Origin of the sequence: Burkholderia sp. NRF60-BP8, from assembly GCF_001522585.2 — a bacterium.
Taxonomy (GTDB): domain Bacteria; phylum Pseudomonadota; class Gammaproteobacteria; order Burkholderiales; family Burkholderiaceae; genus Burkholderia.
In genome coordinates, this window is record NZ_CP013373.1 from 1,217,847 (window position 1) to 1,244,468 (window position 26,622).

Below are 26,622 nucleotides of genomic sequence, written 5' to 3' on the forward strand. Positions count from 1 at the left end.
CGCCGCGCGCGTCAGGCGGCGGCGTGCAGGTGCAGCTGCTGCGCCTCGAAGCGCCGCGCGAGCTCCTCGGACGGCAGCGCCTGGCAGACGAGCCAGCCCTGGATGTGATTGCAGCCCATCTCCGTCAGCAGCTCGCGCTGCGCCTCGGTCTCGACGCCTTCGGCGACGAGCTCGAGATCCAGTGTTTGCGCGAGGCCGACCACTGCCGACACGATCGCGCGGTCGTTGCGCGACGTCAGCAGGTTCTCGACGAAACTGCGGTCGATCTTCAGCTTCGCGAGCGGGAAGCGCTGCAGATAGGCGAGGCTCGAATAGCCGGTTCCGAAATCGTCGATCGCGAAGCGGATGCCGAGGCCGGTCAGTTCCTCGAGCAGCATTTTCGCGTGCGCGGGATCGTGCATCAGCAGGCTTTCGGTGATTTCGAGCACGATACGGCGCGGGTCGATGCCGGTCAGCGCGATCGCCTCGCGCACGCTTTGCGTGAAGCGCGGGTCGCGGAACTGCTGCGGCGACACGTTGACCGCCACGTATTGCAGCGCGAGCCCCTGGCCGTCCCACGCGACGAGCTGCATGCACGCGGCCTTGAGCACCCAGTTGCCGAGGTAGTTGATCAGCCCGATCGATTCGGCGAGCGGGATGAAGGTGGCTGGCGGCACGAGGCCGTGCACCGGATGGCGCCAGCGGATCAGCGCCTCGACGCCGACCACCGCGCCCGACTGGCTGCGCGTGATCGGCTGGAAATGCAGCGAAAACTCGCCGTTGCGCACGCCGTCGTACAGGTCGGCCTCGAGCTTGAGCCGTTCGGCGTCGGCCGGATCGTCGACGGGTGCATGGAACGCGAGCGCGTTGCCGCCCGATGCCTTCGCCTGCGCGAGCGCGTGGTCGGCGCGGCGCAGCAGCGGGCTGTGGTGCTGGGCCCGATGCGGCGCGGCACGTTCGTCGGGGTAGAGCGCGATGCCGATGCTCGCGGACAGGTGCACGGTTTGCCCCTGATACACGTAGGGCTCGCGCACCGCGGCCTGCAGCCGGCGCGCGAGCGCATCGGCGGTCTGGCTCGCCTGCGTGCGGTCCGGTGCGCCCAGCACGACCGCGAACTTGTCGCTCGCGACGCGCGCGAGCCGTTCGTTCGGCGTGACGAGCGTCTTCAGCCGCTGCGCGGTCTCGCGCAGCAGCATATCGCCCGCGTCGTAGCCGAGCGCGCGGTTGATCCGCTGGTAGTCGTCGAGGTCGAGCAGCAGCAGCGCCGCGCAGGTGCCGTCCTCGTCGGCGGTCTGCTGCGCGCGCATCAGCGCCGGCACGAGCGCGGACAGGTTGTCGAGCCCCGTCATCGGGTCGTGGTGCATTTCGTACGTGAGGCGTGCCTCGAGCGCGCGCCACGACGACACGTCGAAGGCCGCGATCGCGAAGCCGTCGACGCCGTGGTGGCGGCTCTTGAACGCGCGGACCTCGACGTCCAGCGGGTAGGTGAGCGACTTGACGATGCACATCGTCGCCTTCTCGACCTGGCCGGAACGTGCGGCACGGGCGAGCAGGCCTTCGAGCGCCGGGGTATCCTGTTCGGCGATCAGGTCGCGCAGCGTCAGCGTATGCAGGTAGTCGCGGTGGTAGCCGATGAAGCGCAGGCTGGCGTCGGACACATACAGAAAGCGCAGTTCGCGGTCCACATGGGCGAGGAAATCCACCGTGCCGACCGTCTGTTCCAGCCAGTTGCGCACGGAATCGTCGCGGCGCGGCGCGACGGCGCGCGCGGGCATCAGCGCGCCGCCCGACCGGGCGAAGCGGCGCAGCGTATGCAAGGCGCTGCGCCAGGAGCCCTTGCGTGACGTCTGTTTCCTGTTGGCTTCCATGTTTCTCGCTGACGTGAAGGGCTGGAACCGGTTGTCCGGAAGGAATAACGGCAGACTGTGCGGAATCTTTAACGAGCCGGCCGCGGGCGGCGCTGCCGCGGATCCGGATCATCGACACGGGTGTTCGGCAGGCGAACGCTCTCGTGGCCTACATCGGGCTGACTTTATAAGAAACGAGGACGCAGATGAAGCGAAAACTGTTGCTGGGCGCCATGGCGGCGCTGGTGGCCGGCCATGCACTGCTGGCGCAGGCGGAACTGAAGCCGGGCGCCGCGGCGCCCGATTTCACGACGCAGGCGTCGCTGGGCGGCAAGACTTACACGTACTCGCTCGCGGACGCCCTGAAACAGGGGCCGGTCGTGCTGTATTTCTATCCGGCGGCGTTCACGAAAGGCTGCACGATCGAGGCGCATGCGTTCGCGGACGCGGTCGACCGTTACAAGGCTTACGGCGCGACGGTGATCGGCGTGTCGGCCGACAACATCGACACGCTGACGAAGTTCTCGGTGAGCGAGTGCCGGAGCAAGTTCCCGGTGGCGGCCGACCCCGATGCGAAGATCATCCGCGAATACGACGCGAAGCTGCCGGCGCTCGACCGCGCGAACCGCGTGTCCTACGTGATTTCGCCGGAAGGGAGGATTCTCTACGAATACACGAGCCTGTCGCCCGACAAGCACGTCGAGAACACGCTCGCCGCGGTGAAGGCGTGGGCCGACGCGCATCCGAAGCAGTAAGCGGCTGCCCCGCGCGTGAAAACGGCCCGTCGTGCGGGCCGCGGGCATGGGCATGCGCCGCCTGCCGGCGGCGCGCAACGGGCCGTTACGCGCGCAACGCCTGTTCGATCGGCACGCTGCCGCCGACGAAGCCGACGACCTTGCGCGAGATGCCGAGCTTGATCGCCTCGATCGCGGCCCATGCCACGTCCTGGCGCGAGACGGGCGGCGCGGGCTCGAGCCACGTGTCGGTCAGCGCGATCTTGCCGACGCCCGGGTCGTCCGTAAGCGGGCCCGGGCGCAGGATCACGTAGTCGACGCCCGACGCGATCACGCGATCGTCGCCTTCGCGCTTCATCTGCGAATAGTGGTGCAGCGCGTCCGGCCCCTGTTCGGGCCGGTATGCGGACAGCGAGCTGACCACCACGAGCTTCTGCGCGTTGTAGGCGAGTGCGTACTCGGCCGCGCGGGCGACCGCGTCGCGGTCGACCTGTTCCTCTTCGGTCGCGCCCTCCGATTCGGCCGAGCCTGCCGCGTAGATCACGTGCGTGATGCCCTGGAACGCGTGCGAGAAATCGTTCGTCAGATCGGCCTCGACGACCCGCGCGCCGGGCAGCGCATAGCCGTGCCGGCGCACGAGCGCCGTGAGCTCGAACTCCGGCTGCTCGAGCAGCAGATCCGCGCAGGCCCGGCCCGTCCGTCCGGTCGCGCCAATCAGCAGTACCTTCGTCGTCATGAAACCGCTCCTTGCTCGATGCGTCATCCTCCCAGATAGGGACGGACGACCGATAACTCAAGTGTAATGTCGAATCGGCCCGGCGGCGGGCGCGTAATAAGGGGCATACCGGCGCGGGCGTACCGGCCCGGGCATACCGGCACGGGCATACCGGCACGGGTGGCGGCGTTCATTCGTTCACACGGATGCGGGAATGACGCGCCGACCGGCTATCATGTGCGCGATGCATTTTTCGCCGCTACGTGTGAACAACGCGTCGGCCCACCGGTTGGAGTACACATGGCATTACCCCTGGACAACGTGAGCATGGCCGTATTCTGCGACTTCGAGAACGTCGCGCTCGGCGTGCGCGACGCGAAGTACGAGAAATTCGACATCAAGCCCGTGCTGGAGCGGCTGCTGCTGAAAGGCAGCATCGTCGTGAAGAAGGCCTATTGCGACTGGGATCGCTACAAGGGCTTCAAGGCGTCGATGCACGAAGCCAGTTTCGAGCTGATCGAGATTCCGCACGTGCGCCAGTCGGGCAAGAATTCGGCCGACATCCGGCTCGTGGTGGACGCGCTCGATCTCTGCTACACGAAGTCGCACGTCGATACGTTCGTGATCATCAGCGGCGATTCGGATTTTTCGCCGCTCGTGTCGAAGCTGCGCGAGAACGCGAAGAAGGTGATCGGCGTCGGCGTGAAGAAATCGACGTCGGATCTGCTGGTCGCGAACTGCGACGAATTCATCTTCTACGACGATCTGGTGCGCGAGCAGCAGCGTGCGCTTGCGAAGCGCGAACAGCAGCAGCGCGCGGGCAACGGCGGCGCGAAGCGGCCGGACGAGCCGTCGCGCAAGCACGACATGGACGCGCGCAAGGCCGAGGCGATCGCACTGGCGGTCGAGACGTTCGACGCGCTCGCGTCGGAGCGCGACGACGTCGGCAAGATCTGGGCGTCGGTGCTCAAGAGCGCGATCAAGCGCCGCAAGCCTGATTTCAACGAGTCGTACTACGGATTCCGCGCGTTCGGCAACCTGCTCGACGAGGCGCAGGCGCGCGGCCTGCTCGAAGTGGGGCGCGACGACAAATCGGGGGCGTTCGTGTCGCGGGCTCGCCAGTCGGTTGCAGCCGAGCCCGTCGCGGCAGGCGGTGAGGGCGGCGCGGCGTACCACGGCGCCCAGCGCGGCACGCGCGCGGCGGAGCCGGCGCCGACCGACCGTGGGGCGCGCCGGCGCGGGGAGCGGGCGGAAGCGGTCGTTCACGAAAGCGTGCAGGTCGACACGGAAGACGCGGCGCTTGCCGAGGTCGCCGACGCGGCGCCGGCCGAAACGCGCGACACGTCCGAGATGGCCGAGGTGGCCGATGCGCAGGGTGACGCGAAGGATGGCCGCAAGCGGGCGCGCAAGAGCGCGGCAAAGAAGACCGGCACGAAGAAGGGCGCGGCCGCGAAGGGCGCCGGTCGCCACGCGGCCGGCAAGCCGGACGCCGCCGCGCACGGCGACGCGAAGCAGAGTGGCGATGCGCAGGCGCACGGCCAGCATGCGGACGAACCGAATCGCGACGCGGCACATGACGAGCGGCACGCGGCGGCGGCGCCCGCCGAGCCGGCGTCTCACGCTTCCGGCGCCCGGAGCGAAGCCGTGCAGCCGTCGCACGACGTGGCGCCGGTCGAAGCGGCGGCCGACGAGGCTGCCGAAGCATCGGCCGCCGCCAAGCCGAAGAAGCCGGCCCGGAAGGCGGCGCCGCGTGCGCGTCGTCCGCGCAAGACGACGGTTGCCGCCGAGTAACGAGTAACGCGAGTAACGGCGGCCGGCGGCGGTCGCGCGCTCGGCCGGTTCTCGTCCGCAACCGGCCGACGCAACCGGCCGACACCCGCGCCGCGCCATCCGGGCCGGTGCAATGCCGGCGCTGTCGCGCTAACCGTTCAGCACGTACGGCCGCGTCATCACTTCGAGGAAGTGACCGTCCGGATCGTCGAAGTACACGCCGCGTCCGCCGTTGTGGCGGTAGATATCGTCGGCTTGCCGTTTCGCGGGATCGGCCCAGTGCGGCAGCCCGCGTTCGCGAATGCGCGCGAGCACGCGATCGAAGCCGGCTTCGTCGATCAGGAACGCGTAATGCTGCGACCGGATCTCCCTCGCCTGTTCGTAAAAATCGAGCGACACGCCGTTGTCGAGCGCGACGACCAGCATCGCGCCGAACGGCGTCGGCGGCGGCAATTCCAGCAGTTCGGTGAGGAAGCGGCTCGACGCATGCTTGTCGCGGCACCAGACGATCGTGTGGTTGAGCTGGACGTTCATGGCGGGTTCCCGGGAAGGGCGCGGCGGTGGGCATGCACACACGATAGTCGATCGCGGCCGGTGTTCAAGCGCGGACAGCGCCCGCCTGGCCGGCGGCCGCTTTCCGTCACTCGCCGGCGACCGCCGGCCCGCCGGTATTGCCGCGGCGGTTGCGGCGCTTCTCGGCCCACACGCGCAGCCGGTCCATGTACAGGTAGACGACCGGCGTCGTATAGAGCGTCAGCACCTGCGACACGATCAGGCCGCCGGCGATCGCGATCCCGAGCGGCGCGCGCAGCTCGGCGCCGTCGCCGCTGCCGAACGCGAGCGGCAGCGCGCCGAGCAGCGCCGCCATCGTCGTCATCATGATCGGCCGGAAGCGCAGCAGGCACGCCTCGTGGATCGCGTCGAACGACGACTTCCGGTTGTTGCGCGTCTGGTCGATCGCGAAGTCGACCATCATGATCGCGTTCTTCTTCACGATGCCGATCAGCAGGATCACGCCGATCAGCGCGATGATGCTGAACTCGGTCTTGAACAGCAGCAGCGCGAGCAGCGCGCCGACGCCGGCCGACGGCAGCGTCGACAGGATCGTGATCGGGTGGATGTAGCTCTCGTACAGGATCCCGAGCACGATGTAGACGGCCAGCAGCGCCGCGAGGATCAGGATCGGCTGATCGTTCATCGACTGCTGGAACGCCTGCGCGGTGCCCTGGAAGCTGCCGACGATCGTCGGCGGCACGCCGATCTGCGCCATCGTCTGGTAGATCACCTGGGTCGCCTGCGACAGCGACACGCCCGGCGGCAGGTTGAACGAGATCGTGGTCGCGACGAACAGCCCCTGGTGGTTGACCGACAGCGGCGTCGTGCTCGGCCCGAACGTCGCGATCGCCGACAGCGGGATCATCGTCGACTTCGACGTCGACACCGACGCGCCCGACGACGCGCTCGACTTGCCGCTCGCCGCGATCGCGTTGAGCGCCTGGTTGCGCGCGGAATCGGATGCGATCGCCGCGGCGCTCTGCGCGGCCGTGCCCGCGCTCGACGTGCCGGCCGCGGTCGCGACGAAGGTGCCGGCGGCCGCGTTGGTGGTCTGCGAACCGTTCGCGCTGCCGCCCGACGTGCTGATCCACACCTGGTTCAGCATCTCCGGGCTCTGCCAGTACTTCGGCGCGACTTCCATCACGACGTGGTACTGGTTCAGCGGGTTGTAGATCGTCGAGACCTGGCGCTGGCCGAACGCGTCGTACAGCGTGTTGTCGATCTGCGCGGGCTTGATGCCGAAGCGCGCAGCCGTCGCACGATCGATCGTCACCATGGCCTCCATGCCGCCTTGCTGCTGGTCGGAGTTCACGTCGGTCAGCTCGGGGCGCTTCTGCAGCGCCTCGGTCAGGATCGGCCCCCACTTGTACAGGTCGGCGCTCGAATCGCCGAGCAGCGTGAACTGGTACTGCGCGTTGCTCTGCCGGCCGCCCACGCGAATGTCCTGCGCGGCCTGCAGGAACGTGCTCGCGCCTGCCACGTCCGCCAGCCGCGGGCGCAGTTGCTGGATCACCTGATCGGCCGAGAGCTTGCGCTCGGTGCGGTCCTTCAGCGTGACGAACATGAAGCCGGAGTTGGTCTGCGTGCCCCCGGTGAAGCCCGCGACGCTCTTCACGTTCGGATTGGCCTGCACGATCCGCATCATCTCGGAGAACTTCAGCTTCATCGCCTGGAACGACGTCGCCTGGTCGGCCCGAATGCCGCCGATCATCAGCCCGGTGTCCTGCTGCGGGAAGAAGCCCTTCGGCACGACGACGTACAGGTAGACGTTCAGCCCGATCGTCGCGAACAGCGTCAGCAGGATCAGCAGCGGCCGGCGCAGCGCCCACGACAGCGAACGCTCGTAGCCGCGCTGCATGCGCGCGAAGCCGCGTTCGAGGAAGCGCCCGAAGCGGCCCTCGTCGCGCGGGTCGCGCTTGTCGGGCAGCAGGCGCGCGCACATCATCGGCGTGACCGTAAGCGACACCGCGAGCGACACGGCGATCGCGAGCGACAGCGTCAGCGCGAACTCGCGGAACAGGCGCCCGACGATCCCGCCCATCAGCAGGATCGGCAGGAAAACCGCGACGAGCGAGATGCTCATCGACAGCACCGTGAAGCCGACTTCGCGCGCGCCGTCGAGCGCGGCCTGCATCCGCGACTTGCCGTTCTCGATGTGCCGCGCGATGTTCTCGAGCACGACGATCGCGTCGTCGACGACGAAGCCGGTCGCGACGATCAGCGCCATCAGCGACAGGTTGTCGATCGAGAAGCCGAGCAGGTACATCGCGCCGAACGTGCCGATGATCGAGATCGGCACCGCGACGCTCGGGATCAGCGTCGCGCGCCAGTTGCGCAGGAACAGGAACACGACCATCACGACGAGGCTGATCGCGATCAGCAGCGTGTGTTCGGTGTCCTTCAGCGACGCGCGGATGGTGGTCGAGCGGTCGAGTACCGGCGTGACCGTGATGTCGGCCGGCAGCGACGCGGTGAGCTGCGGCAGCGCCGCGCGCACGCGATCGAGCGTCTCGATGATGTTCGCGCCGGGCGAGCGGTAGAGGATCACGAGCACCGCGCGCTTGCCGTTCGACAGGCCGAGGTTGCGCAGGTCCTCGACCGAATCGACGACGTCGGACAGATCGGACAGCCGCACGGCCGAGCCGTTGCGGTAGGCGACGACGAGGTCGCGGTATTGCGACGCTTCGGACGCCTGGTCGTTCGTATAGAGCTGGAAGCGCTGCGGGCCGAACTCGATCGCGCCCTTGGGCGCGTTGGCGTTCGCGGAAGCCAGCGCCGCGCGCACGTCCTCGAGGCCGATCCCGTAGTGGAACAGCGACTGCGGTTCGAGCTCGACGCGCACGGCCGGGTTCGCGGAGCCGCTCACGGTGACCTGGCCGATCCCGTCGATCTGCGACAGCGACTGCTGCAGCACCGTCGACGCGGCGTCGTATACCTTCGCCGGCGATGCCGTCTCCGACGTCAGCGACACGACCATGATCGGCGAATCGGCCGGGTTGACCTTGCGGTAGGTCGGATTGCTCTTCAGCGCGGCGGGCAGGTCGGCGCGCGCCGCGTTGATCGCGGCCTGCACGTCGCGCGCGGCGCCGTCGATGTCGCGGTTCAGGCCGAACTGCAGGATGATCCGTGCGTTGCCGACCGTGCTCGTCGACGTCATTTCGGAGACGTCCGCGATTGACCCGAGATGCCGTTCGAGCGGGCTCGTCACGCTGGTCGCGACGGTTTCCGGGCTCGCGCCCGGCAGCGACGCCTGCACGGAAATCGTCGGGAAGTCGACCTGCGGCAGCGGCGACACCGGCAGCTTGATGAACGCGAACAGGCCCGCGAGCGCGACGCCGAGCGCGAGCAGCGTCGTCGCGACGGGGCGGTTGATGAAGGGGCGCGACAGGTTCATGTCGGCACCCGCTGGGCCGCCGCGTGTTCCGACGGATGCGTTTTCGGGAGATGGGGGGGCTGCGCCCCCCCACGCGAACGAAGTGAGCGTGGGGGTTGTTTCATGTCGGCACTCGCTGGGCCGCCCCAAGGGTGCCGACCGCCCCCTTGGGGGGCAGCGAACGAAGTGAGCGTGGGGGTTGTTTCATTTATGCACCCGTGTGCTTGCCTGCATCGGCGCCCGGCCCGTGGCGTTCGAACCAGCCGCGCACGCGGCGCGCGAGCGAGTCGAAGCCGAGGTAGATCACGGGCGTCGTGAACAGCGTCAGCACCTGCGACACGATCAGGCCGCCGGCGATCGCGATCCCGAGCGGCTGGCGCAGCTCGGAGCCGGCGCCCGAGCCGACGATCAGCGGTACCGCGCCGAGCAGCGCGGCGAGCGTCGTCATCAGGATCGGCCGGAAGCGCAGCAGGCACGCCTGATAGATCGCCTCGCGCGGCGGCTTGCCTTCGACGCGTTCGGCCTCGAGCGCGAAGTCGATCATCATGATCGCGTTCTTCTTCACGATGCCGATCAGCAGCACGATGCCGATGATCCCGATGATGTCGAGATCGTGCCCGGTGATCATCAGCGCGAGCAGCGCGCCGACGCCGGCCGACGGCAGCGTCGACAGGATCGTGATCGGGTGGATGTAGCTCTCGTACAGCACGCCGAGCACGATGTACATCGTGACGACCGCCGCGAGGATCAGGAACAGCTGGTTCGACAGCGACGCCTGGAACGCGAGCGCCGCGCCCTGGAAGCGCGTCTGGAACGAGCCGGGCAGGCCGATGTCCTTCTCGGCTGCCTCGATCGCCTTGACCGCTTCGCCGAGCGACGCGCCCGGCGCGAGGTTGAACGAGATCGTCGTCGACGGGAACTGCGACAGGTGCGCGACCAGCAGCGGCGACGGCCGCTCGTGGAACGACGCGATCGACGACAGCGGCACCTGGCCGCCGCCGGCCGACGGCAGGTAGATGTCGTTCAGCGACTGCGCGTAGTGCTGCTCCTTCGGCTCCGACTCGAGAATCACGCGGTACTGGTTCGACTGCGTGAAGATCGTCGACACGATGCGCTGGCCGAACGCGTCGTACAGCGCGTTGTCGACGGTCGCCGGCGTGATGCCGAAGCGCGCGGCGCTCGCGCGGTCGATCTCGATGTACACCGACTGCCCGTTGCTCTGCAGGTCGGTCGCGACGTCGGCGAGCGACGGCTCCTGCTGCAGCCGCGCGACGAGTTTCGGCACCCAGGTCGCGAATTCGCCGGCGTTCGGGCTCGTCAGCATGAACTGGTACTGCGTGGGGCTGACCGTCGAGTCGATCGTCAGATCCTGCACCGGCTGCATGAACAGCGAAATGCCGGTGATGTTCGACACGCGCTGCTGGAGGTCGCGGATGATCTGCGCGGCGGTTTCGGAGCGCTCGTCGCGCGCCTTCAGGTTGATCAGCATCCGGCCGCTGTTCAGCGTGATGTTGCTGCCGTCGACGCCGATGAACGACGTGAGGCTGTCGACGTTCGGATCCTTCAGGATCTCGGCCGCGAGCGCCTGCTGGCGTTCGGCCATCGCGCCGTACGAGATCGACTGCGGCGCCTGCGTGATCGCCTGGATCACGCCGGTGTCCTGCGCGGGGAAGAAGCCCTTCGGCACGTAGACATAGAGCAGGGCGGTCAGCCCGAGCGTCAGCAGCGCGACGACGAGCGTCGAGCGCTGGCGGTTCAGCACCCATTCCAGCGCGACCGCGTAGCGCGCGATCACCCAGTCGATCGCCCGGTGCACGCGCGCCTCGAAGCGATGGCTCTCCGGCGGCGGCGAATGGCGCAGCAGCTTCGCGCACATCATCGGCACGAGCGTGAGCGACACGATCGCCGAGATCACGATCGTCACCGCGAGCGTGATCGCGAATTCGTGGAAGAGGCGCCCGACCACGTCGCCCATGAACAGCAGCGGGATCAGCACCGCGATCAGCGAGACCGTCAGCGAGATGATCGTGAAGCCGATCTGCCGCGAACCCTTGAGCGCGGCCTCGAGCCCCGATTCGCCTTCCTCGACGTAGCGCGCGATGTTCTCGATCATCACGATCGCATCGTCGACAACGAAGCCGGTCGCGATGGTGAGCGCCATCAGCGACAGGTTGTTCAGCGAGAAGCCGGCCATGTACATCACCGCGAGCGTGCCGATCAGCGACAGCGGCACCGACAGGCTCGGGATGATCGTCGCGTAGACGTTCGCGAGGAACAGGTACATCACCAGCACGACGAGCGCGACCGCGAGCAGCAGCTCGAACTGCACATCGCGCACGGCCGCGCGGATCATCGTCGTGCGATCGGTGACGATCTCGACGTCGAGCGCGGCCGGCAGCGTCTCCTGCAGCTTCGGCAACTGCGCCTTGATCGCATCGACGGTCGCGATCACGTTCGCGCCCGGCTGGCGCTGCACGTTCAGAATGATCGCGGGGTCCGAATTCACCCACGCGCCGAGCTTGGTGTTCTCCGAGCCGGCGACGACCGTCGCGACGTCGGTCAGCATCACCGGGCGGCCGTTCTTGTACGCGACGACCGCGCTGTTGTACTGGTCGGCACTCGTCAGCTGGTCGTTCGCGTTGATCGTGTACGCGCGCGTCGGGCCGTCGAAGTTGCCCTTCGGCGTGTTGACGTTCAGGTTCGAGATCGTCGTACGCAGGTCGTCGAGGTTCATCCCGTACTTCGCGAGCGCGGTCGGGTTCGCCTGGATCCGCACGGCCGGCCGGTTGCCGCCCGACAGGCTGACGAGGCCGACGCCGGCGATCTGCGAGATCTTCATCGCGAGGCGCGTGTCGGCCAGGTCCTGCACCTGCGTGAGCGGCAGCGTCTTCGACTTGACTGCGAGCGTCAGCACCGGCGCGTCGGCCGGATTCACCTTCGCGTAGATCGGCGGGGCCGGCAGATCGGACGGCAACAGGTTGCCGGCCGCGTTGATCGCGGCCTGCACTTCCTGTTCGGCGATGTCGAGCGGCAGGTCGAGCGAGAACTGCAGCGTGATCACCGACGCGCCGGCCGAGCTTTGCGACGACATCTGGTTCAGCGACGGCATCTGCCCGAACTGGCGTTCGAGCGGCGCGGTGACCGACGACGTCATCACTTCCGGGCTCGCGCCCGGATAGAAGGTCTGGACCTGGATCGTCGGGTAGTCGACCTCGGGCAGCGCGGCGAGCGGCAGGAACCGCAGCGCGACGAGACCGGCCAGCATGATCGCCGCCATCAGGAGAGCGGTGCCGACCGGCCGGAGAATGAACAGGCGGGATGGATTCATCGAGCGGCCCGCGCGTTACTGGGCCGCGGGGGCCGCTGCCTGCGACGCGCCGTGCCGGTGTCCGCCGCGATGACCGCCGGCACCCGATGCGCCTGACGCCGCGCCTGCGCCGCGCGCGCCCGACGCGCCTTTCGGCTTGTCGGCCGGAATCGAGATCTTCGCGCCTTCGCGCAGGCGATCCGAGCCGTCGGTCACCACGCGCTCGCCGAGCGCGACGCCGCTGACGATGCTCGTGCGTTCGCCGTCGACCGGGCCGACCGTGACCTTGCGCACCGTCACCGTGTTGTCGGGTTTCACGACGTAGACGAACTGGCCGATCGAGCCCGTCAGCACGGCGGAGGTCGGCACGATCGTCGCGTTGCGGATCACGTCGACGAGCAGCCGCGTGTTCACGAACTGATTCGGGAACAGCATGCCTTCCTTGTTATCGAAGTTCGCGCGCAGCTTGACCGTGCCGGTGCTCGTGTCGATCTGGTTGTCGAGCGTCGCGAGCGAGCCCGTCTCGAGCGGCACCGTGTTGTTGCGGTTGTAGGCGGTGACCGACAGCTTCTGGCCCGCGTTCACCTGCTTGAGTATCTGCGGCAGGTTGTCTTCCGACGTCGTGAAGATCACGCTCATCGGCTGCAACTGCGTGATCACGACGATGCCGTTGGTGTCGCCCGGCGTCACGTAGTTGCCGGGGTCGACCTGGCGCAGGCCGACGCGACCGGAGACCGGCGCGGTGATGCGCGCATACGTGAGATTGAGTTTCGCGGAATCGATCGCGGCCTGGTCGGTTTTCACCGCGCCTTCGTACTGCTTGACGAGCGACGCCTGCGTATCGACGGTTTGCGACGCGATCGAGTCCTGCGCCAGCAGCGTCTGGTAGCGCTTCAGGTCGAGGCGGGCCGTCGCGAGCAGCGCCGCGTCGCGGGCATGCGTGCCTTCGGCGTTCTCGAGCGCGACCTGGTACGGGCGCGGATCGATCTGCGCGAGCACGTCGCCCTTCTTGACGATCTGGCCTTCCTGGAACGACACCGACTGCAGGTAGCCCGACAGTTGCGTCTTCACCGTCACGTTCGCGAGCGGCGTGACGGTGCCGAGCGCGGACAGCACGATCGGCATCTCACCCTGCGTCGCGGTGGCGACCTGCACCGGCTGCGGCACGTTCGCCATCGCAGCGGGGCCGCCGCGGCCGCGATGGCTGCCCGCGGCGGCGCTGGCGCCCGCGCTTTTCGCCGTGCTGCCTGCCGCCGGCGTGCGGTTCCACGGGTGCCACCACAACAGGCCGCCGATGACGACGACCGCGACGGTCCCGAGCAGCAGCGTGCGGCGCGGGCGGCGTGCGACGGTGGGTGCGGGGTCTTTCGAAGGGGGCGTGGGCTTTTGTTCGTTATCCATCGTGTTCTGTCAGGAAGACGGCGCGGCGGCCCGGAAATCGGGCTGCTCGGCTGCGCGTGGGCGACGCGGCGGGGCGGCCCGGCTCGGTCCGGGGCCCCGCCGATCCGCGCGGGAAAAGAGCGGTGCGCGCCGCGAATGCGGTGCGACGATGGGCATGATCCTACGTGCCGTCCCCGTTACAGTCCAGCGGTCTATCTTTCAACGGGTTACGGTCGTTACACAACGCGACACGACGATGACGAAACGATTACGGGCCGATGCGCCGGGCCGGCGCGCCGCCGATTTCGCGGGTGATCTTCGCGATGCATTCGTGCAGCGCGGGCACCACGTGTTCCTGCAGCCATTCGGGCGGACACTGGTGCGACGCGCCGCCGCAATTCACCGAATAGCGCTGGCCCGACGGGCCGACGAAACCGGCCGCGACCGCGTTCAGGCCTTCGCGCCATTCGCCGATCGCGATCGCGTGGCCGTCGCGCATCGCTTCGTCGAGCGCGGGCGTCAGGCGGGCGGACACGTGCGGCCAGTCGTCGCCGGCGGTGGTGCGCAGCGATTCGAGCAACTGGCGGCGCTCGTCGTCCTCGAGCGCGGCGAGATACGCGCGGCCCACGGCCGTACGCGCGATGTCCATCCGCGAGCCAATTTCGAGGCGCGTGACGAGCACGGCCGAGCGCGGGCGGATCACGTCGATCGCGACCATGTCGAGCCGGTCGCGCACCGCGAGGTGCACGGACAGCGACGTGCGCTCGGCCAGCTCGATCATGAACGGCCGGGAACGCGCGCGGATGTCGAAGTTGCGCAGGAAGCCGTGGCTGAGTTCGAGCACCGACGCGGTCAGCACGAAGCGCTCGCTGTCGGGCAACTGGAACAGGAAGCCGGCGCTGACGAGCGTCGCGGTGATGCGCGAGACGGTCGGCTTCGGGATGCCGGTCAATTCGGTCAGTTCGCGGTTGCTGACGGGGGCGTCGGCAGCCGCGATGCGGCGCAGCACGGCGAGACCGCGGGCGAGGGCGGTGATCTCGTCGGGCGACGATTCACGGTCCCGCGACGCGGGAGAGGTTACAGTGGTCGACACGAGGGATTCTCTCTAATTCCGAAACTCGATTTCAATTTTGTTGGTATTGTAGGACTATTGTCAAAAGATGCATGTTCCGCGGGTGAACCGGTCATCGGATGAGATTTTACGGGTTCACCCTTGGTTTATTGGGAAAACACTCAAATGAGCGTGGTCGGAAAGTGCATGAGCCGGTGCAAATACCGCTTGACTTGTCGGGCGGAAACGGAAAGAATGTCTCACGTTTTCGAAACATCGTTTCAAGAGTTTAACCGGCAACGATGTTTCGCGCAGTCTCTCAGGTTCTAGCACGGCCCTCGGAATGGCTAGAACTTTTTTAGCGCCACGGTCTCCGTGGCGCTTTTTTTTTGTGCACCCTGCATGAGGCACTCCCGCAGTCCCGTCCTGGCTCGATTATCGCAAACGAAGCGAAGCGCAGCCGCATGAGGGCAAACCGGGTGCAGGAGTGAAGACTGGATCACAAGTCGTGAGCTGACGATGAGAGCTGCTTTCGGCACAGGGGGCGCCCCCATTTCCTTCGGTCCGTCGCTCGCCCGTCCGCATGCTCAATGATCCGGGAAGGTGGCGGTCACGCTGCCTGACTCCCGCTCCCGATTCGTATGCCCGCCGTGATGTGTCAAACCCGTATTATCGCGCGTCTGCCGCAGTGACCGTGCGAGCGTGCGATGCCATGCGCTCAGCGATGGGGGTTTTTGAATCGAATCTTGCGCAAGTAGTCGTAGCCGACTCTTCCAAGCATGATCGGAAGCGCGAAGGAAAAGGTGGCTGCGCCGCCGTTGAGCTTCGAGATCAGACCGATCGAGCAGGTGCCGATCGATATTGCAGACGCCGACACGAGCAACGCCCGCGAGTAGTAAGGGATGGCGTCGATGCGCTGTTGGTGCGCCGTCGAAAAATGGCAATACATGGCGATGCACGTCATCCCGACGACGCTGCCGAACACATAGTCTGCGACATAGTCTTCGGCGAAGACCCAGAACATGGCGACATGAACGAGCCATGCGGGGAAGTTGGCAGCCAGATACGCGCGGTGAAAGGCGATGGACGAAAGCATGACTGTTATCTGTACTCCTGTTCAAAGAAGAAGCAGCGATGCAAGCGGAGGGCCATCCGATTTGCATCGTAATTCAAATGCGAATGAGTCTCATTGTTGTTGGTGGAGTGAAGATTGTCCGACGCGCATTCATCCGGGGGCGCGGAAGCTGTATTGACGGTTCAAAGCCCGAACGGATGTTGGAATGAAGCGTTCGCGTCACGAAAAGGGACGGAGGAGAGCGGTGGGAAGCTGCGATTGACGGAACGTGAAGGAGCGTTACGGGTCGCCCGTCGATACGGTCGTCTGTGCGATCTGGTGCGCATCGCCGTAGCGGCCCATGGTGGCAGGCCGGGTTTCGAACAGGCGTGCCGCTCGTCATCCGGCGCGGGGGCGCATCGCAGTGAAAAAAAAAGCGCGATGCCCGCAATGGGCATCGCGCGTGAAACGGCGTGGAGCGCCGACGAATGAACGGTGATGAAGAAAAGCCCCCCGGCCAGGGGCGCCCTGCAGGAAGCAGTGCCCCCTCGCGCGCGGCCCGTCAGCCTTTCGCGAGCTTGATGCTGGTCTGCTCGGCGGTCAGGTAGCCGACGCTCGCGCCGAAGCGATCCTTGTAGTTCGCGCGTACGAGCGGGTCGAGGGTCGGCTTGACCTTGTCGTGCAGCGGCGATTCCCAGTCGCCCGCGTGCTGGAAGTTGCTCATGATGTACGTCCAGCCGTTGATCTCGTCGACCGCGTGCAGGCCCGTCGATTCGGCGCCCGCCGGGCACGACAGCACGCGCGCGAGCGATTTCGTGTCGACGTTGTAGGCCCACAGGAAGTTGTTCACGTGCATGCCCGAGTCTTCGCCGATGAACAGCGTGCGCAGCTTTTCGGAGAATTTCAGGTTGTCCGGGTTCGCGATCTTGTCCGGGTTCGCGAGGTTGCCGAGCGCGTCGGCCGCGGCGAGGTCCTCGCCGACGAGCGCGGCGGGCGCGCCCATGTCGACCGGCACCCATTCGCTGTCGATCGCGCCGCCCGTCGTGTCGCGCTGGCCGGCCTTCAGGTTCAGCGCATAGACGGCGCCCGCGGCGATCTTCTTGTCGACCGCGACGTCGCGCGACACCGCGTTGCCCTTGACCATCGACGTTTCGATCCGCGACATCGCCGTGTAGACGATCTTGTCCTTCGCGTTCACGGTCGTGCCTTCGAGCTTCGTGAACGCCATGCTGCCGCCGAGCAGCGCCGCGTAGCGGTGCGTCTCGAGGAACGCGGCCGCCTTTTCCATCCCCGGCTTCACGCGCATCCAGTTGAACTTGCCGCCGAAGTGGATCTTCGTGTAGCTCGCATCGTTCGGATCGGCGGTCGCGAGGTCCATGATGTCCGACGCCTTCAGCGTGTTCGCGAGCGTTTCGATTTCGCTGCTGGTCGCGTGGCCGATCTTGATCCACGTGAGCGTCGCGGTGCCCGCGCCCGCGGACGACGTCTGCGTCCACTTCGCGACGTACAGCGTGCCGGCCGACAGGTCGGCCGCCTTGTCGGCGACGAACATGAACAGGCCGCCGTTGGTGGCGTCGTCGCCCATCATCACGGTGCGCTGGTCCGGCATCACCTGGATCAGCTCGTGCGAGATGCGACCGAGGCAGTAGTGCTTCTTCACGGTGCCGGTGCCGTCCGGGTTCACGGTGATCTCGGGCAGGTGGCCGTAGTGGTAGGGGTTCGCCTTCGTCTCGTCGCCGAACGTGTTCTTGCTGAACGCCTTGAACTGCGCGTCGGTTGCGGCCTTGGTCGCATCCGGCTCGTATTCCTCGCTCGACAGGTGCGTGCCCCACGGCGACAGGCTCGCGCCGCAGGTGATCCACAGGCCGTGCGCCTTCGACGTATCGACGTTGTGGTACTTGACGACCTTCAGCGCGCCGGTGGCCGGATCCTGGTCGAGCGTGAGCACGGCGATCGGCGACGGCAGCTGGCCGTACTGCGACGCGCTGGCCTGGTCGCGCGTCGTATATTCGAACTGCACGACCGCGAACACCGTGTTGCCCTTCACGCCGGGCACGTTCGCGTTCTTCAGCGTCAGCAGCGAGCTGCCGTCCGGGCAGTCGGAATAGAACTGGCGCTCCTTGCCGGCCACCGAGCGATCGATGATCGGCTGGTTGTTGATGTCGTAGTAGCCGCCTGCGAGCGTCGTGCCGCCGTTGCCGTCCGGCACCATGTCGCCCGTCACGAAGAACGGCCGGTACGCGAGCTTGAAGTTGCGCGACGAGCCGTCCGAGAACGACACCGACAGCGTCGAGCCAACCGTCGTCGTGGCCATCGCGGCCGCGTTGTCGAGCGTGGGCGCGGCCATCGTCGAGAATGCCGCCGACGTATAGGCAGCGGCGACCGGGGCCGGCGTCGACGCGGGATCGTCGTCGCCGCCGCAACCCGTCAGCAGGGCCGGCAGCGCGAGGCCGGAAAGGGGGAGCATCGGTGCGCCGGCGAGGATCTTCAGGGCTTGACGACGGGAAGCATTGGGCAACGCGGGCATGTGGAGTCCAGTTTCGGTTGTTGGAAGAATGGCGTTCGCGAAGCAGGCGAGCGGCAAGCTTCGCGAAGGCAAGTTGAAATCTGGACCGAAGTGTAGGGACGCTAGATGAAAGTTTTTTGAATTGAAAACGTAATGATGCGTCGGGCATCCGTCAGGCATGCTGCGGGATGCCCATCGGATGCTTGCTCGCGCTCAATCGCGCTCGGGCGTGGCCGAGATGCGGTGGATCGACAGGTCGGCGCCGTCGAATTCGGCTTCGCGATCGAGACGCAGGCCCACGGTCGCCTTCAGCGCGCCGTAGACGAGCGTGCCGCCCGCCGTGGCGAGCGCGATGCCGCCGAGCGTGCCGACGAGCTGCGACAGGAACGACACGCCGCCGAGACCGCCGAGCGCCGGCAGCCCGAACACGCCTGCCGCGAGGCCGCCGAGCGCGCCGCACATCCCGTGCAGCGGCCAGACACCGAGCACGTCGTCGATGCGCCAGCGGTTCTGCACGCAGGTGAACATCGCGACGAACAGCGCACCGGCCGCGGCGCCCGTGACGAGCGCGCCGATCGGATGCATCACGTCGGAGCCCGCGCATACCGCGACGAGGCCCGCGAGCGGCCCGTTGTAGGTGAAGCCCGGGTCGTTGCGGCCGGCCATCCACGCCGCGAGCGTGCCGCCGACCATCGCCATCAGCGAGTTCACCGCGACGAGGCCGCTGATCTTGTCGAGCGTCTGCGCGCTCATCACGTTGAAGCCGAACCAGCCGACCGCGAGCACCCAGGCGCCGAGCGCGAGGAACGGGATGTTCGACGGCGGGTGCGCGGCGATCCGGCCGTCCTTCGCATAGCGGCCGTGGCGCGCGCCGAGCAGCAGCACGGCCGGCAGCGCGACCCAGCCGCCGAACGCATGTACGACGACCGAGCCCGCGAAGTCGTGGAACGGCGCACCGAACGCATGCGTGAGCCAGGCCTGCACGCCGAAACGCTCGTTCCAGGCGATCCCTTCGAAGAACGGATAGATGAACCCGACGATGATCAGCGTCGCGACGAGCTGCGGGTTGAACTTCGCGCGCTCGGCGATGCCGCCGGACACGATCGCCGGGATCGCCGCCGCGAACGTCAGCAGGAAGAAGAAGCGCACGAGCGCGTAGCCGTTGTGCTGCGACAGCGTGCCGATGTCGTCGAAGAATTCGACGCCGTACGCGATCGTGTAGCCGATGAAGAAATACGCGAGCGTCGACACCGAGAAGTCGACCAGGATCTTCACGAGCGCGTTGACCTGGTTCTTCTTGCGGACCGTGCCGAGTTCGAGAAATGCGAAGCCCGCGTGCATCGCGAGCACCATGACGGCGCCGATCAACAGGAACAGTGTGTCGACGCCGGATTTCAGACCATCCATGCCCTGGCTTCCTTGCGCAAAAAACGGGCAAGGAATGCAAGTATCGAGCCAATGTGGTGAACGGCTGCGTGGAACTGGTGCCCGGATACCGCGCGGTGCGGCATTCCGGTGAATCGTGCACGGGATGAGGGCGCGGCGGACGTCGGCGCGGGGCCATGCCCGATGCACGCGTGTGGTGCGGCGCGTGCCGAATCGGTGCGTACGGCGAATGAAGCGGTGCGCGGCGCGGCGTTGCGGTGCACCGATCTGGCGCGTCAGTGGCGCGCGAACAGCGCGGGCGGACGGCGCAGCCGCAGCGCGCACGCCGACCAGTAGGCGGCGACGGTCGCCAGCCCGAGCGCGGCGAACGCGAGCGCCGCGAAGCCCGCGACGGACTGGCCGTCGCCGTCTGCGCCGAGGATGCCTTGCGCGACGATCAGCGCGGCCGTCCAGAAGCCGATCACGGCTTGCGCGAGCAGGCGCGCGCAGGCGATGCGGCGCGGACGCCCGGATTCGGCGAGGCGGCGCGCCGACGGCGCGCGCAGACACATGAACAGGGTGCCGGCGAGCAGCGCGGCCAGGGCGATGAGCCAGTCGACGAGGAAAGCCATGACGAGGAAAAAGGAGGCACGGATGAAGCGAATTGGAGCGTGCCAACTTTAGAGGCGTGGCGCCCGCGATTGAATCAGACGAATCCGAAATTGAAAGGGATTTTTAATCGCTGGTCGTCATTGGGCCTGTTCCACAGGCGGTATCATCGACACCGGTCCAACCACGAAGTCGTGCAATGCGCGGCCGGAGATTGCTGATGAACATGAAGACATCGCGGGCGCGCCGCGTGCCCGGGTCCGTGCTGGCGGCCGTGACCGCCGGCGCGCTGCTGTTGCTCGCGGGTTGCGAGAAGTCCGGCACGCCGGCCGCGCAACCCGATACGGCCGCGAGCGCGGCCGCTGATGCGGCGAACAATGCGGCCAAGGCGCTCGACCAGGTGGCGAGCACCGTCAATCAACAGATCAACGCGGCGAAGGCGGGTATCGCATCCGCGGCGTCGGCCGTGCCGCCGTTGTCCGCGAGCGGCCTCGCGTCGGCCGCGCAGGCGCAGATCGACGCGGCGGCGTCCGCCGTCGTCGCGCATGCGGCTTCCGAAGCGGGCGCGAAGATCGCCGAAGCCGGCAAGAAACTCCAGCAGTGGAGCCAGCAGAATGCCGCGGGGGCGAAACCCGCGAGCGGCGAATGACGCAGGCTTGCACGATCCGCAAAATGTAATTATGATGGGTACACATTTCGCCGGTCGCGGGTCGGGCCGGCGTCGCCGAGTGAGTCAGGGATGAATACCAGCAGCCGGTTCGCGTTTGCCGTTCACGTGCTCGCCTTGCTGTCGATGCAGGAAGGCGTGCCGTTGTCGTCCGACATCATCGCGGGCAGCGTGAATACGAATCCGGCGCTGATTCGCCGGTTGCTGTCGATGCTGGCGGCAGCCGGGTTGACGACGTCGCAGCTCGGGGCGGGCGGCGGTGCGCTGCTCGCGCGCGAGCCGGGCGAGATCACGCTGCTCGACGTGTATCGCGCGGTCGACGATGCGCAACTGTTCGCGCTGCACCGCGAGGCGCCGAATCCGGCGTGTCTCGTCGGGCGGCACATCCAGGGCGTGCTGACGGGCTATATCGGCGACGCGCAGCGCGCGATGGAGGCTTCGCTCGCCACGCGCACGTTGGTCGACGTGACGGCCGACATGCTGGATCTGGAACAGCGCACGCAACGAGCGGCGCGCGCCGGCGGGTAACCGGCAGCGGGCGACCGGCGGCGGGCGACCGCCAACGGGCAACTCGCGGCGGACAACCGACGACGGGTGCCCGGCGGCGGGCAGGGCAGGAAGCCGGGCGGCGCGTATGCACGCGACGATCGGCGCAACGGGGGCTTCGCCCCGTTTTTTTCGGTCTTATATGTAATTAATTGTGTTACATATTTCTATTTCTGGAGAATCGATATGACGCAACGTTCGTTGAATATCGCGCTGTTCGGCGCCACCGGGATGATCGGCTCGCGCATCGCGGCGGAAGCCGTGCGGCGCGGCCACCGCGTCACGGCGCTGTCGCGCCATCCGGGCGCATCCGGCGACGGCATCACCGCGAAGGCGGCCGACCTGTTCGACGCCGCCAGCATCGCGGCCGCGCTGCCGGGCCATGACGTCGTCGCAAGCGCGTACGGCCCGAAGCAGGAAGATGCGGCGCAGGTCGTCGCGGTCGCGAAGGCGCTGGTCGCCGGCACGCGTCAGGCCGGGTTGAAGCGGCTCGTCGTCGTGGGCGGCGCCGGTTCGCTCGAAGTCGCGCCGGGCAAGCAACTCGTCGACACCGAAGGTTTCCCGGACGCGTACAAGCCGCAGGCGCTCGCGCACCGCGACGCGCTCGGCTACCTGAAGACGGTCGCCGATCTCGACTGGACCTTCTTCGCACCGGCCGCGCTGATCGCGCCGGGCGAGCGCACGGGCACGTTCCGCACCGGCATCGGCAAGCTGATCGTGGACGCGCAAGGCAACAGCAAGATCTCGGCGGAAGATTACGCGGTCGCGTTCGTCGACGCGCTCGAGCAGGACAGCTTCGTGCGCGAGATCGCGACGGTCGCGTATTGAGCGGCGTGACGGCCGGCGGCGGGTAAGCGCCGGCCCGGGCGCGACGTGCAAGCGGCGACGCGCAGCCATGTCAGGCGATTCCGCCCTCGCGGGCGGCGTCGCCTGTTTCATTTGGCGCGGCGCGCGGCGAAAGCGTCGCGTGCATGACGGATCGGTATTTACACCGGTCGACGCAACGAGGCAGTTTTCATATTGTTCCCCGTTGGACAGGATGAATAGAATAAATTTCTATCGACGAGGGAATGGAGAAATGGACGCCATCGATCGTAAGCTGCTGGAGCTGCTGCAGGCGGATGCCACGCTGCCGATCGCCGAGCTCGCGCAGCGCGTGAACCTGTCGCAGACGCCGTGCTGGAAGCGCGTGCAGCGGCTGAAGGAAACCGGTGCGATTCGCGCGCAGGTCGCGCTGTGCGATCCGCGCAAGCTCGGGGTCGGCACGACCGTGTTCGTCGCGATCCGCACGAATCAGCACACCGAGGAATGGGCGCAGCGTTTCACGCAGGCGGTGCGCGACATGCCGGAAGTGGTCGAGGTCTACCGGATGAGCGGCGAGACCGATTATCTGCTGCGCGTCGTCGTCGCGGGTATCGACGACTACGATCGCGTCTACAAGCAACTGATTCGCACGGTGCCGCTGTTCGACGTCAGTTCGTCGTTCGCGATGGAGCAGATCAAGTATTCGACCGCGCTGCCCGTGCGCGATCTGGCCGAGCCCGCCTGACGGGCACGCCGTCGCGTCGGCGGCGCGGTGTCAGCGGCCGCGCGCGAGGGCGCGTGCGCGCTCGTCGGCCAGGGCGTCGCGGCGCACGAAATCCGCGACGAACGGGCTGGCCGGATGATGGTGCAGCGCGTACGGCGTATCCCATTGCGCGAGCCGGCCGTCCTTCATCACGCCGATCCGGTCGGCGATCGCGAACGCTTCCGCCTGATTGTGCGTGACGAGGATCGCGGTGTGGCCCGTGTGCTTCAGGATGTCGCGCAACTCGAACGCGAGCCGCTCGCGCGTATCGACGTCGAGATTCGAGAACGGTTCGTCGAGCAGCAGCAATTCCGGCGACGGCGCGAGCGCGCGCGCGAGGGCGACGCGCTGCTGCTGGCCGCCGGACAGTTCGTGCGGATACGCGTCGCCGGAATCGGCGAGGCCGACGAGCTCGAGCATCTGCGCGACGCGCAGGCGCCGTTCGGCTTTCGGCCTGCGCCGCAGGCCGAACGCGACGTTGTCGGCCGCGCTCAGGTGCGGGAACAGCGCGTAATCCTGGAACATCATGCCGATGCGCCGCCGCTCGGGCGGCACGTCGAGCGACGGCGCCGCGACCGGCGTGCCGTCCAGCACGATGCGCCCCATGCGCACGGGTTCGAAGCCGGCGATCGCGCGCAGCACGGTGGTCTTGCCGCAGCCGGACGCGCCGAGCAGGCAGCCGATGTCGCCGCGCGGCAGCGCGAGGCTCAGGCCGTCGACCACGGTGCGGCGGCCGTGCGGCGTGTCGTAGGCGACGCAGAGGTCGTCGAGTTCGAGCAGGTTCACGGTGTCAGGCTCCGATCTTGTGGCGGGTGCGGGCGAGCAGGATCACGGGCACGAGCCCGGCCAGCACGATCGCGAGCGCGGCGACCGCGCCTTCTTCATAGGTGCCGCGCGCGGCTTCCGCATACAGCCACGTCGCGAGCGTGTCGAAGTTCAGCGGGCGCAGCAGCAGCGTGGCCGGCAGCTCCTTCATCGCGTCGACGAACACCAGCAGCGCGCTCGTCGTGAGCGCGGGCCGCAACAGCGGCAGATGGACGCGGCGCAACGTGCCGCCGGCCGTCTCGCCGAGCGAGCGCGCGGCCTGTTCGAGCGACGGCGGAATGCGCGCGAGGCCGGCTTCGATGCCGCCGGCCGGGATCGCGAGGAAGCGCACGGTATACGCGATCACGAGCGCGGTCGCGGAGCCCATCAGCAACAGTCCGTCGCGGCCGAGCGCCACGCCGAACAGCCGGTCGGCCGCCGCGAACGGAATCAGCAGGCCGATCGCGAGCACGGTGCCCGGCACCGCGTAGCCGAGGCTCGCGATCCGCGTGCACAGGCGGGCAGGGCCCGCGCGCGCGCTGTCGCGCTGCGCGCGCGCGGCCCACGCGACGACGAGCCCGCACGCGAGCGTCGTGGCGGTGGCGGCGGTCGCGATCGTCAGCGTGTTCGCGAGCCCCGTCATCAGTTGCGCGGATACGCCGCCGACGAGGTGCAGTCGCTTGCCGGTCTCGACCGCGAGATAGGCGGCCGGCGCGCCGAAGCCGAGCAGGACGGGCAGCCAGCCGAGCGCCGCGGCGCCCAGCGCGGCCGCGCCGGCCAGGCGGCGCGGCGCGATCGGCCGCATGCGCCGGCCGTGCGCGTAGCGCTGGCGGCGGCGCCCGTAGCGTTCGAGCGCGATCATGCCGACGACGATCGCGAGCATCGCAAGCGCGATCTGCGCGGCGCCGGCGAGATCGGAGCGCGTGATCCACGTCGTATAGACGGACACGGTCAGCGTCTGCACGCCGAGAAATTCCGACGCGCCGATATCGTTCAGCGTTTCGAGCAGCGCGAGGCTCATGCCGACCGCGATCGCCGGCCGGGCAAGCGGCACGACGACGCGCCAGAACGTCGCGACGCGGCCGGCGCCGAGCGTGCGCGCGGCCTCGAGCAGGCTCGCGGACTGCGTGACGAACATCGCGCGCGTGCTCAGATAGACGTACGGATACAGCACGAAGCCCAGCACGAAGATCGCGCCGGGCAGCGAGCGCAGGTCGGGCAGGCGGAACTGGCGCGGACTGTCGAAGCCGAGCAGCCAGCGGATCGCGCCCTGCACGGGGCCGATCGGATGCAGCAGGTCGAGATACGCGAACGCGACGATGTAGGTAGGCACCGCGAGCGGCAGCAGCAGCGCCCAGGTCAGGATCCGGCGGCCGGGAAAATCGTAGGCGGTGACGAGCCATGCACAGCCGGTGCCGACGATCGACACGATCGTGCCGACACCCGCGAGCAGCAGCAGCGTATTGACGAGTGCCTGCGGCAGCACGAATTCGGCGAGATGCCGCCAGTGCGCGAGATCGGCGTCGAACGCGGCGGCCACGAGCACCACGAGCGGCGCCGCGACCGCCGCGGCGATCGTCAGCGCTGCGAGCAGCCACAGGCTGCCCGCGCGCGGCCGCGAACGACGCGGCTCGCGACAGGCGCGGACAGGCGATGCATCAGTTGTCAAAGCCGACCTTGTCGACGAGCTGGCTTGCCTGCTTGCGATACTTCGCGATATCCGCCAGCGGCAGCGGGTCCACCTTCAGCGGGCCGAAGCTCGCGATCACCGGATCGAGCTTCACGTTCGCGCGCACCGGGTATTCGTAGTTCGCCTGCGCATACAGCGCCTGCGCTTCCGGCGACACCAGGTATTCGAGCAGCTTCACCGCATTGGCCTTGTGCGGCGCATGCTTCGCGACCGTCGCGCCGCTGATGTTCACGTGCGTGCCGCCGCTCTTCGCGTTCGCGAACGTCGGGCGCACGACCTTGATCGCATCGCCCCATTTGCGGGCATCGGTGCCGGCTTCCGCGTTCTTCATGTGGCCGACGTAGTATGCGTTCGCGAGACCGACGTCGCAGATGCCGCCGAGAATGTCGCGCGCGACGTCGCGGTCGCCGCCCGTCGCCTTGCGCGCGAGGTTCGCCTTCACGCCGCGCAGCCACTTCTCGGTCGCGGCTTCGCCGTCGTGCGCGATCATCGCGGCGACGAGCGCCGTGTTGTACGGATGCTGGCCCGAGCGGATGCAGACCTTGCCCTTCCATTTCGGATCGGCGAGATCCTCGTAGCGGAACGCATCGACCTTCAGGTCCTTTTCGACGTACAGCACGCGGTCGCGCAGCGACAGCGCATACCAGTCGCCCTGCGCGCCGCGCAGGTTCGCGGGAATCGCGTCGTCGAGCGCCTTCGAGCGCACCGGTTGCGTGACGCCGCCGTCGACGAGGTCGAGCAGGTTGCCGACGTCGACCGTCATCAGCACGTCGGCCGGCGACTGCGCGCCTTCCGCCTTCACGCGCTCGAGCAGGCCGTCCTTCACGAATACGGTGTTGACCTTGACGCCGCTTTGCTTCGTGAACGCGTCGATCAGCGGCTGGATCAGCTTCGGTTCGCGGGTGGTGTACAGACTGACTTCCTCGGCTGCCTGGGCAAGCGGCGCGAAGGCGGCCGCAGCCAGGGCGAGAGCGCCGGCGAGCGGCAGCAGGCGGGTACGCGGATTCGACATGGAGAACTCCGGTGGGGCAGGTGGACGAGGAAGCGTTCCGGCGCGCGCCTGCCGCCCGAGCGACTCGGAACATTACAAAACGAAAGATTTG

The 26,622-nt window shown here is 67.7% G+C and carries 21 protein-coding genes; 7 read left to right on the forward strand and 14 right to left on the reverse strand.

Going from position 1 to position 26,622, the window contains the following annotated elements; all coding sequences use genetic code 11:
- Positions 1 to 11: 11 nt before the first annotated feature.
- A complete protein-coding gene (gene cdpA / locus WS54_RS19065) occupies positions 12 to 1,754 on the reverse strand; it encodes a cyclic di-GMP phosphodiesterase CdpA (RefSeq protein WP_196251231.1) in 1,743 nt (580 codons plus the stop codon).
- Between the two features lie 278 nt (positions 1,755 to 2,032).
- Here cdpA and WS54_RS19070 point away from each other — a divergent pair, with 278 nt between their 5' ends.
- Positions 2,033 to 2,581 (forward strand): peroxiredoxin, encoded by a 549-nt coding sequence (locus WS54_RS19070; RefSeq protein ID WP_059782531.1) that lies wholly within the window; start codon positions 2,033 to 2,035, stop codon positions 2,579 to 2,581.
- 85 nt (positions 2,582 to 2,666) lie between these two features.
- On the opposite strand, the gene WS54_RS19075 is transcribed toward WS54_RS19070, so the two are convergent.
- On the reverse strand, positions 2,667 to 3,296 hold the full coding sequence (locus WS54_RS19075) for an SDR family oxidoreductase (protein ID WP_034206834.1): 630 nt from the start codon (positions 3,294 to 3,296) through the stop codon (positions 2,667 to 2,669).
- A 279-nt stretch (positions 3,297 to 3,575) separates the two neighbouring features.
- Between WS54_RS19075 and WS54_RS19080 the strand changes: the two genes are divergently transcribed.
- Positions 3,576 to 5,066 (forward strand): NYN domain-containing protein, encoded by a 1,491-nt coding sequence (locus WS54_RS19080; protein WP_059782533.1) that lies wholly within the window; start codon positions 3,576 to 3,578, stop codon positions 5,064 to 5,066.
- A gap of 129 nt (positions 5,067 to 5,195) precedes the next feature.
- Here WS54_RS19080 and WS54_RS19085 read toward each other — a convergent pair whose 3' ends face one another.
- The 6 genes from WS54_RS19085 to WS54_RS19110 all read right to left on the reverse strand — a co-directional run bounded on the left by WS54_RS19085 (position 5,196) and on the right by WS54_RS19110 (position 15,807).
- Positions 5,196 to 5,579, reverse strand: a complete 384-nt coding sequence (locus WS54_RS19085) for a VOC family protein (protein WP_059782535.1) — start codon at positions 5,577 to 5,579, stop codon at positions 5,196 to 5,198.
- 106 nt (positions 5,580 to 5,685) lie between these two features.
- Positions 5,686 to 8,994, reverse strand: coding sequence for an efflux RND transporter permease subunit (locus WS54_RS19090; RefSeq protein WP_059782538.1), 3,309 nt, complete (start codon positions 8,992 to 8,994; stop codon positions 5,686 to 5,688).
- A gap of 187 nt (positions 8,995 to 9,181) precedes the next feature.
- The gene (locus WS54_RS19095) at positions 9,182 to 12,301 is read right to left on the reverse strand and encodes an MdtB/MuxB family multidrug efflux RND transporter permease subunit (RefSeq protein WP_059782540.1); all 3,120 of its coding nucleotides are present in this window, start codon (positions 12,299 to 12,301) and stop codon (positions 9,182 to 9,184) included.
- A gap of 15 nt (positions 12,302 to 12,316) precedes the next feature.
- On the reverse strand, positions 12,317 to 13,681 hold the full coding sequence (locus WS54_RS19100) for an MdtA/MuxA family multidrug efflux RND transporter periplasmic adaptor subunit (RefSeq protein WP_059782542.1): 1,365 nt from the start codon (positions 13,679 to 13,681) through the stop codon (positions 12,317 to 12,319).
- Positions 13,682 to 13,928: 247 nt separating this feature from the next.
- Positions 13,929 to 14,753, reverse strand: a complete 825-nt coding sequence (locus tag WS54_RS19105) for an IclR family transcriptional regulator (protein WP_034206844.1) — start codon at positions 14,751 to 14,753, stop codon at positions 13,929 to 13,931.
- 676 nt (positions 14,754 to 15,429) lie between these two features.
- Positions 15,430 to 15,807, reverse strand: a complete 378-nt coding sequence (locus tag WS54_RS19110) for a hypothetical protein (protein WP_059782544.1) — start codon at positions 15,805 to 15,807, stop codon at positions 15,430 to 15,432.
- Positions 15,808 to 15,921: 114 nt separating this feature from the next.
- On the opposite strand from WS54_RS19110, the gene WS54_RS33715 reads away from it, so the two are divergent.
- Positions 15,922 to 16,257 carry a hypothetical protein gene (locus WS54_RS33715; protein WP_159086694.1) on the forward strand — a complete coding sequence of 112 codons (336 nt, stop codon included), beginning with the start codon at positions 15,922 to 15,924 and terminating at the stop codon, positions 16,255 to 16,257.
- A gap of 70 nt (positions 16,258 to 16,327) precedes the next feature.
- Here the strand turns inward: WS54_RS33715 and WS54_RS19115 are convergent, their stop codons facing one another.
- The 3 genes from WS54_RS19115 to WS54_RS19125 all read right to left on the reverse strand — a co-directional run bounded on the left by WS54_RS19115 (position 16,328) and on the right by WS54_RS19125 (position 20,268).
- On the reverse strand, positions 16,328 to 18,292 hold the full coding sequence (locus tag WS54_RS19115; protein ID WP_059782546.1) for a PhoX family protein: 1,965 nt from the start codon (positions 18,290 to 18,292) through the stop codon (positions 16,328 to 16,330).
- 192 nt (positions 18,293 to 18,484) lie between these two features.
- Positions 18,485 to 19,678, reverse strand: a complete 1,194-nt coding sequence (locus WS54_RS19120) for an ammonium transporter (RefSeq protein WP_059782548.1) — start codon at positions 19,676 to 19,678, stop codon at positions 18,485 to 18,487.
- Positions 19,679 to 19,932: 254 nt separating this feature from the next.
- Positions 19,933 to 20,268: a hypothetical protein gene (locus WS54_RS19125; RefSeq protein ID WP_059782550.1), complete on the reverse strand. Its 336-nt coding sequence runs from the start codon at positions 20,266 to 20,268 to the stop codon at positions 19,933 to 19,935.
- Positions 20,269 to 20,465: 197 nt separating this feature from the next.
- Here WS54_RS19125 and WS54_RS19130 point away from each other — a divergent pair, with 197 nt between their 5' ends.
- The 4 genes from WS54_RS19130 (at position 20,466) to WS54_RS19145 (ending at position 23,007) form a co-directional block, all read left to right on the forward strand.
- Positions 20,466 to 20,894 carry a hypothetical protein gene (locus WS54_RS19130; RefSeq protein ID WP_059782754.1) on the forward strand — a complete coding sequence of 143 codons (429 nt, stop codon included), beginning with the start codon at positions 20,466 to 20,468 and terminating at the stop codon, positions 20,892 to 20,894.
- A 90-nt stretch (positions 20,895 to 20,984) separates the two neighbouring features.
- The gene (locus tag WS54_RS19135; protein ID WP_034206849.1) at positions 20,985 to 21,440 is read left to right on the forward strand and encodes an Rrf2 family transcriptional regulator; all 456 of its coding nucleotides are present in this window, start codon (positions 20,985 to 20,987) and stop codon (positions 21,438 to 21,440) included.
- Between the two features lie 204 nt (positions 21,441 to 21,644).
- Positions 21,645 to 22,286 carry an NAD(P)-dependent oxidoreductase gene (locus tag WS54_RS19140; protein ID WP_034206850.1) on the forward strand — a complete coding sequence of 214 codons (642 nt, stop codon included), beginning with the start codon at positions 21,645 to 21,647 and terminating at the stop codon, positions 22,284 to 22,286.
- Positions 22,287 to 22,536: 250 nt separating this feature from the next.
- Positions 22,537 to 23,007 carry an Lrp/AsnC family transcriptional regulator gene (locus WS54_RS19145; RefSeq protein ID WP_006484401.1) on the forward strand — a complete coding sequence of 157 codons (471 nt, stop codon included), beginning with the start codon at positions 22,537 to 22,539 and terminating at the stop codon, positions 23,005 to 23,007.
- Between the two features lie 30 nt (positions 23,008 to 23,037).
- Here WS54_RS19145 and WS54_RS19150 read toward each other — a convergent pair whose 3' ends face one another.
- From WS54_RS19150 to WS54_RS19160, 3 genes are read right to left on the reverse strand one after another with little or no spacing between them, the layout of a single operon-like run.
- Complete coding sequence (locus WS54_RS19150; protein WP_034206851.1) at positions 23,038 to 23,811, reverse strand: ABC transporter ATP-binding protein; 774 nt, start codon at positions 23,809 to 23,811, stop codon at positions 23,038 to 23,040.
- Between the two features lie 4 nt (positions 23,812 to 23,815).
- Complete coding sequence (locus WS54_RS19155) at positions 23,816 to 25,498, reverse strand: ABC transporter permease (RefSeq protein WP_059782552.1); 1,683 nt, start codon at positions 25,496 to 25,498, stop codon at positions 23,816 to 23,818.
- Entirely contained in the window at positions 25,488 to 26,531 is a 1,044-nt protein-coding gene (locus tag WS54_RS19160; protein WP_059782553.1) for a Fe(3+) ABC transporter substrate-binding protein, read from the reverse strand. Before WS54_RS19160 ends, WS54_RS19155 begins: the two co-directional genes overlap by 11 nt.
- Between the last annotated feature and the right edge of the window lie 91 nt (positions 26,532 to 26,622).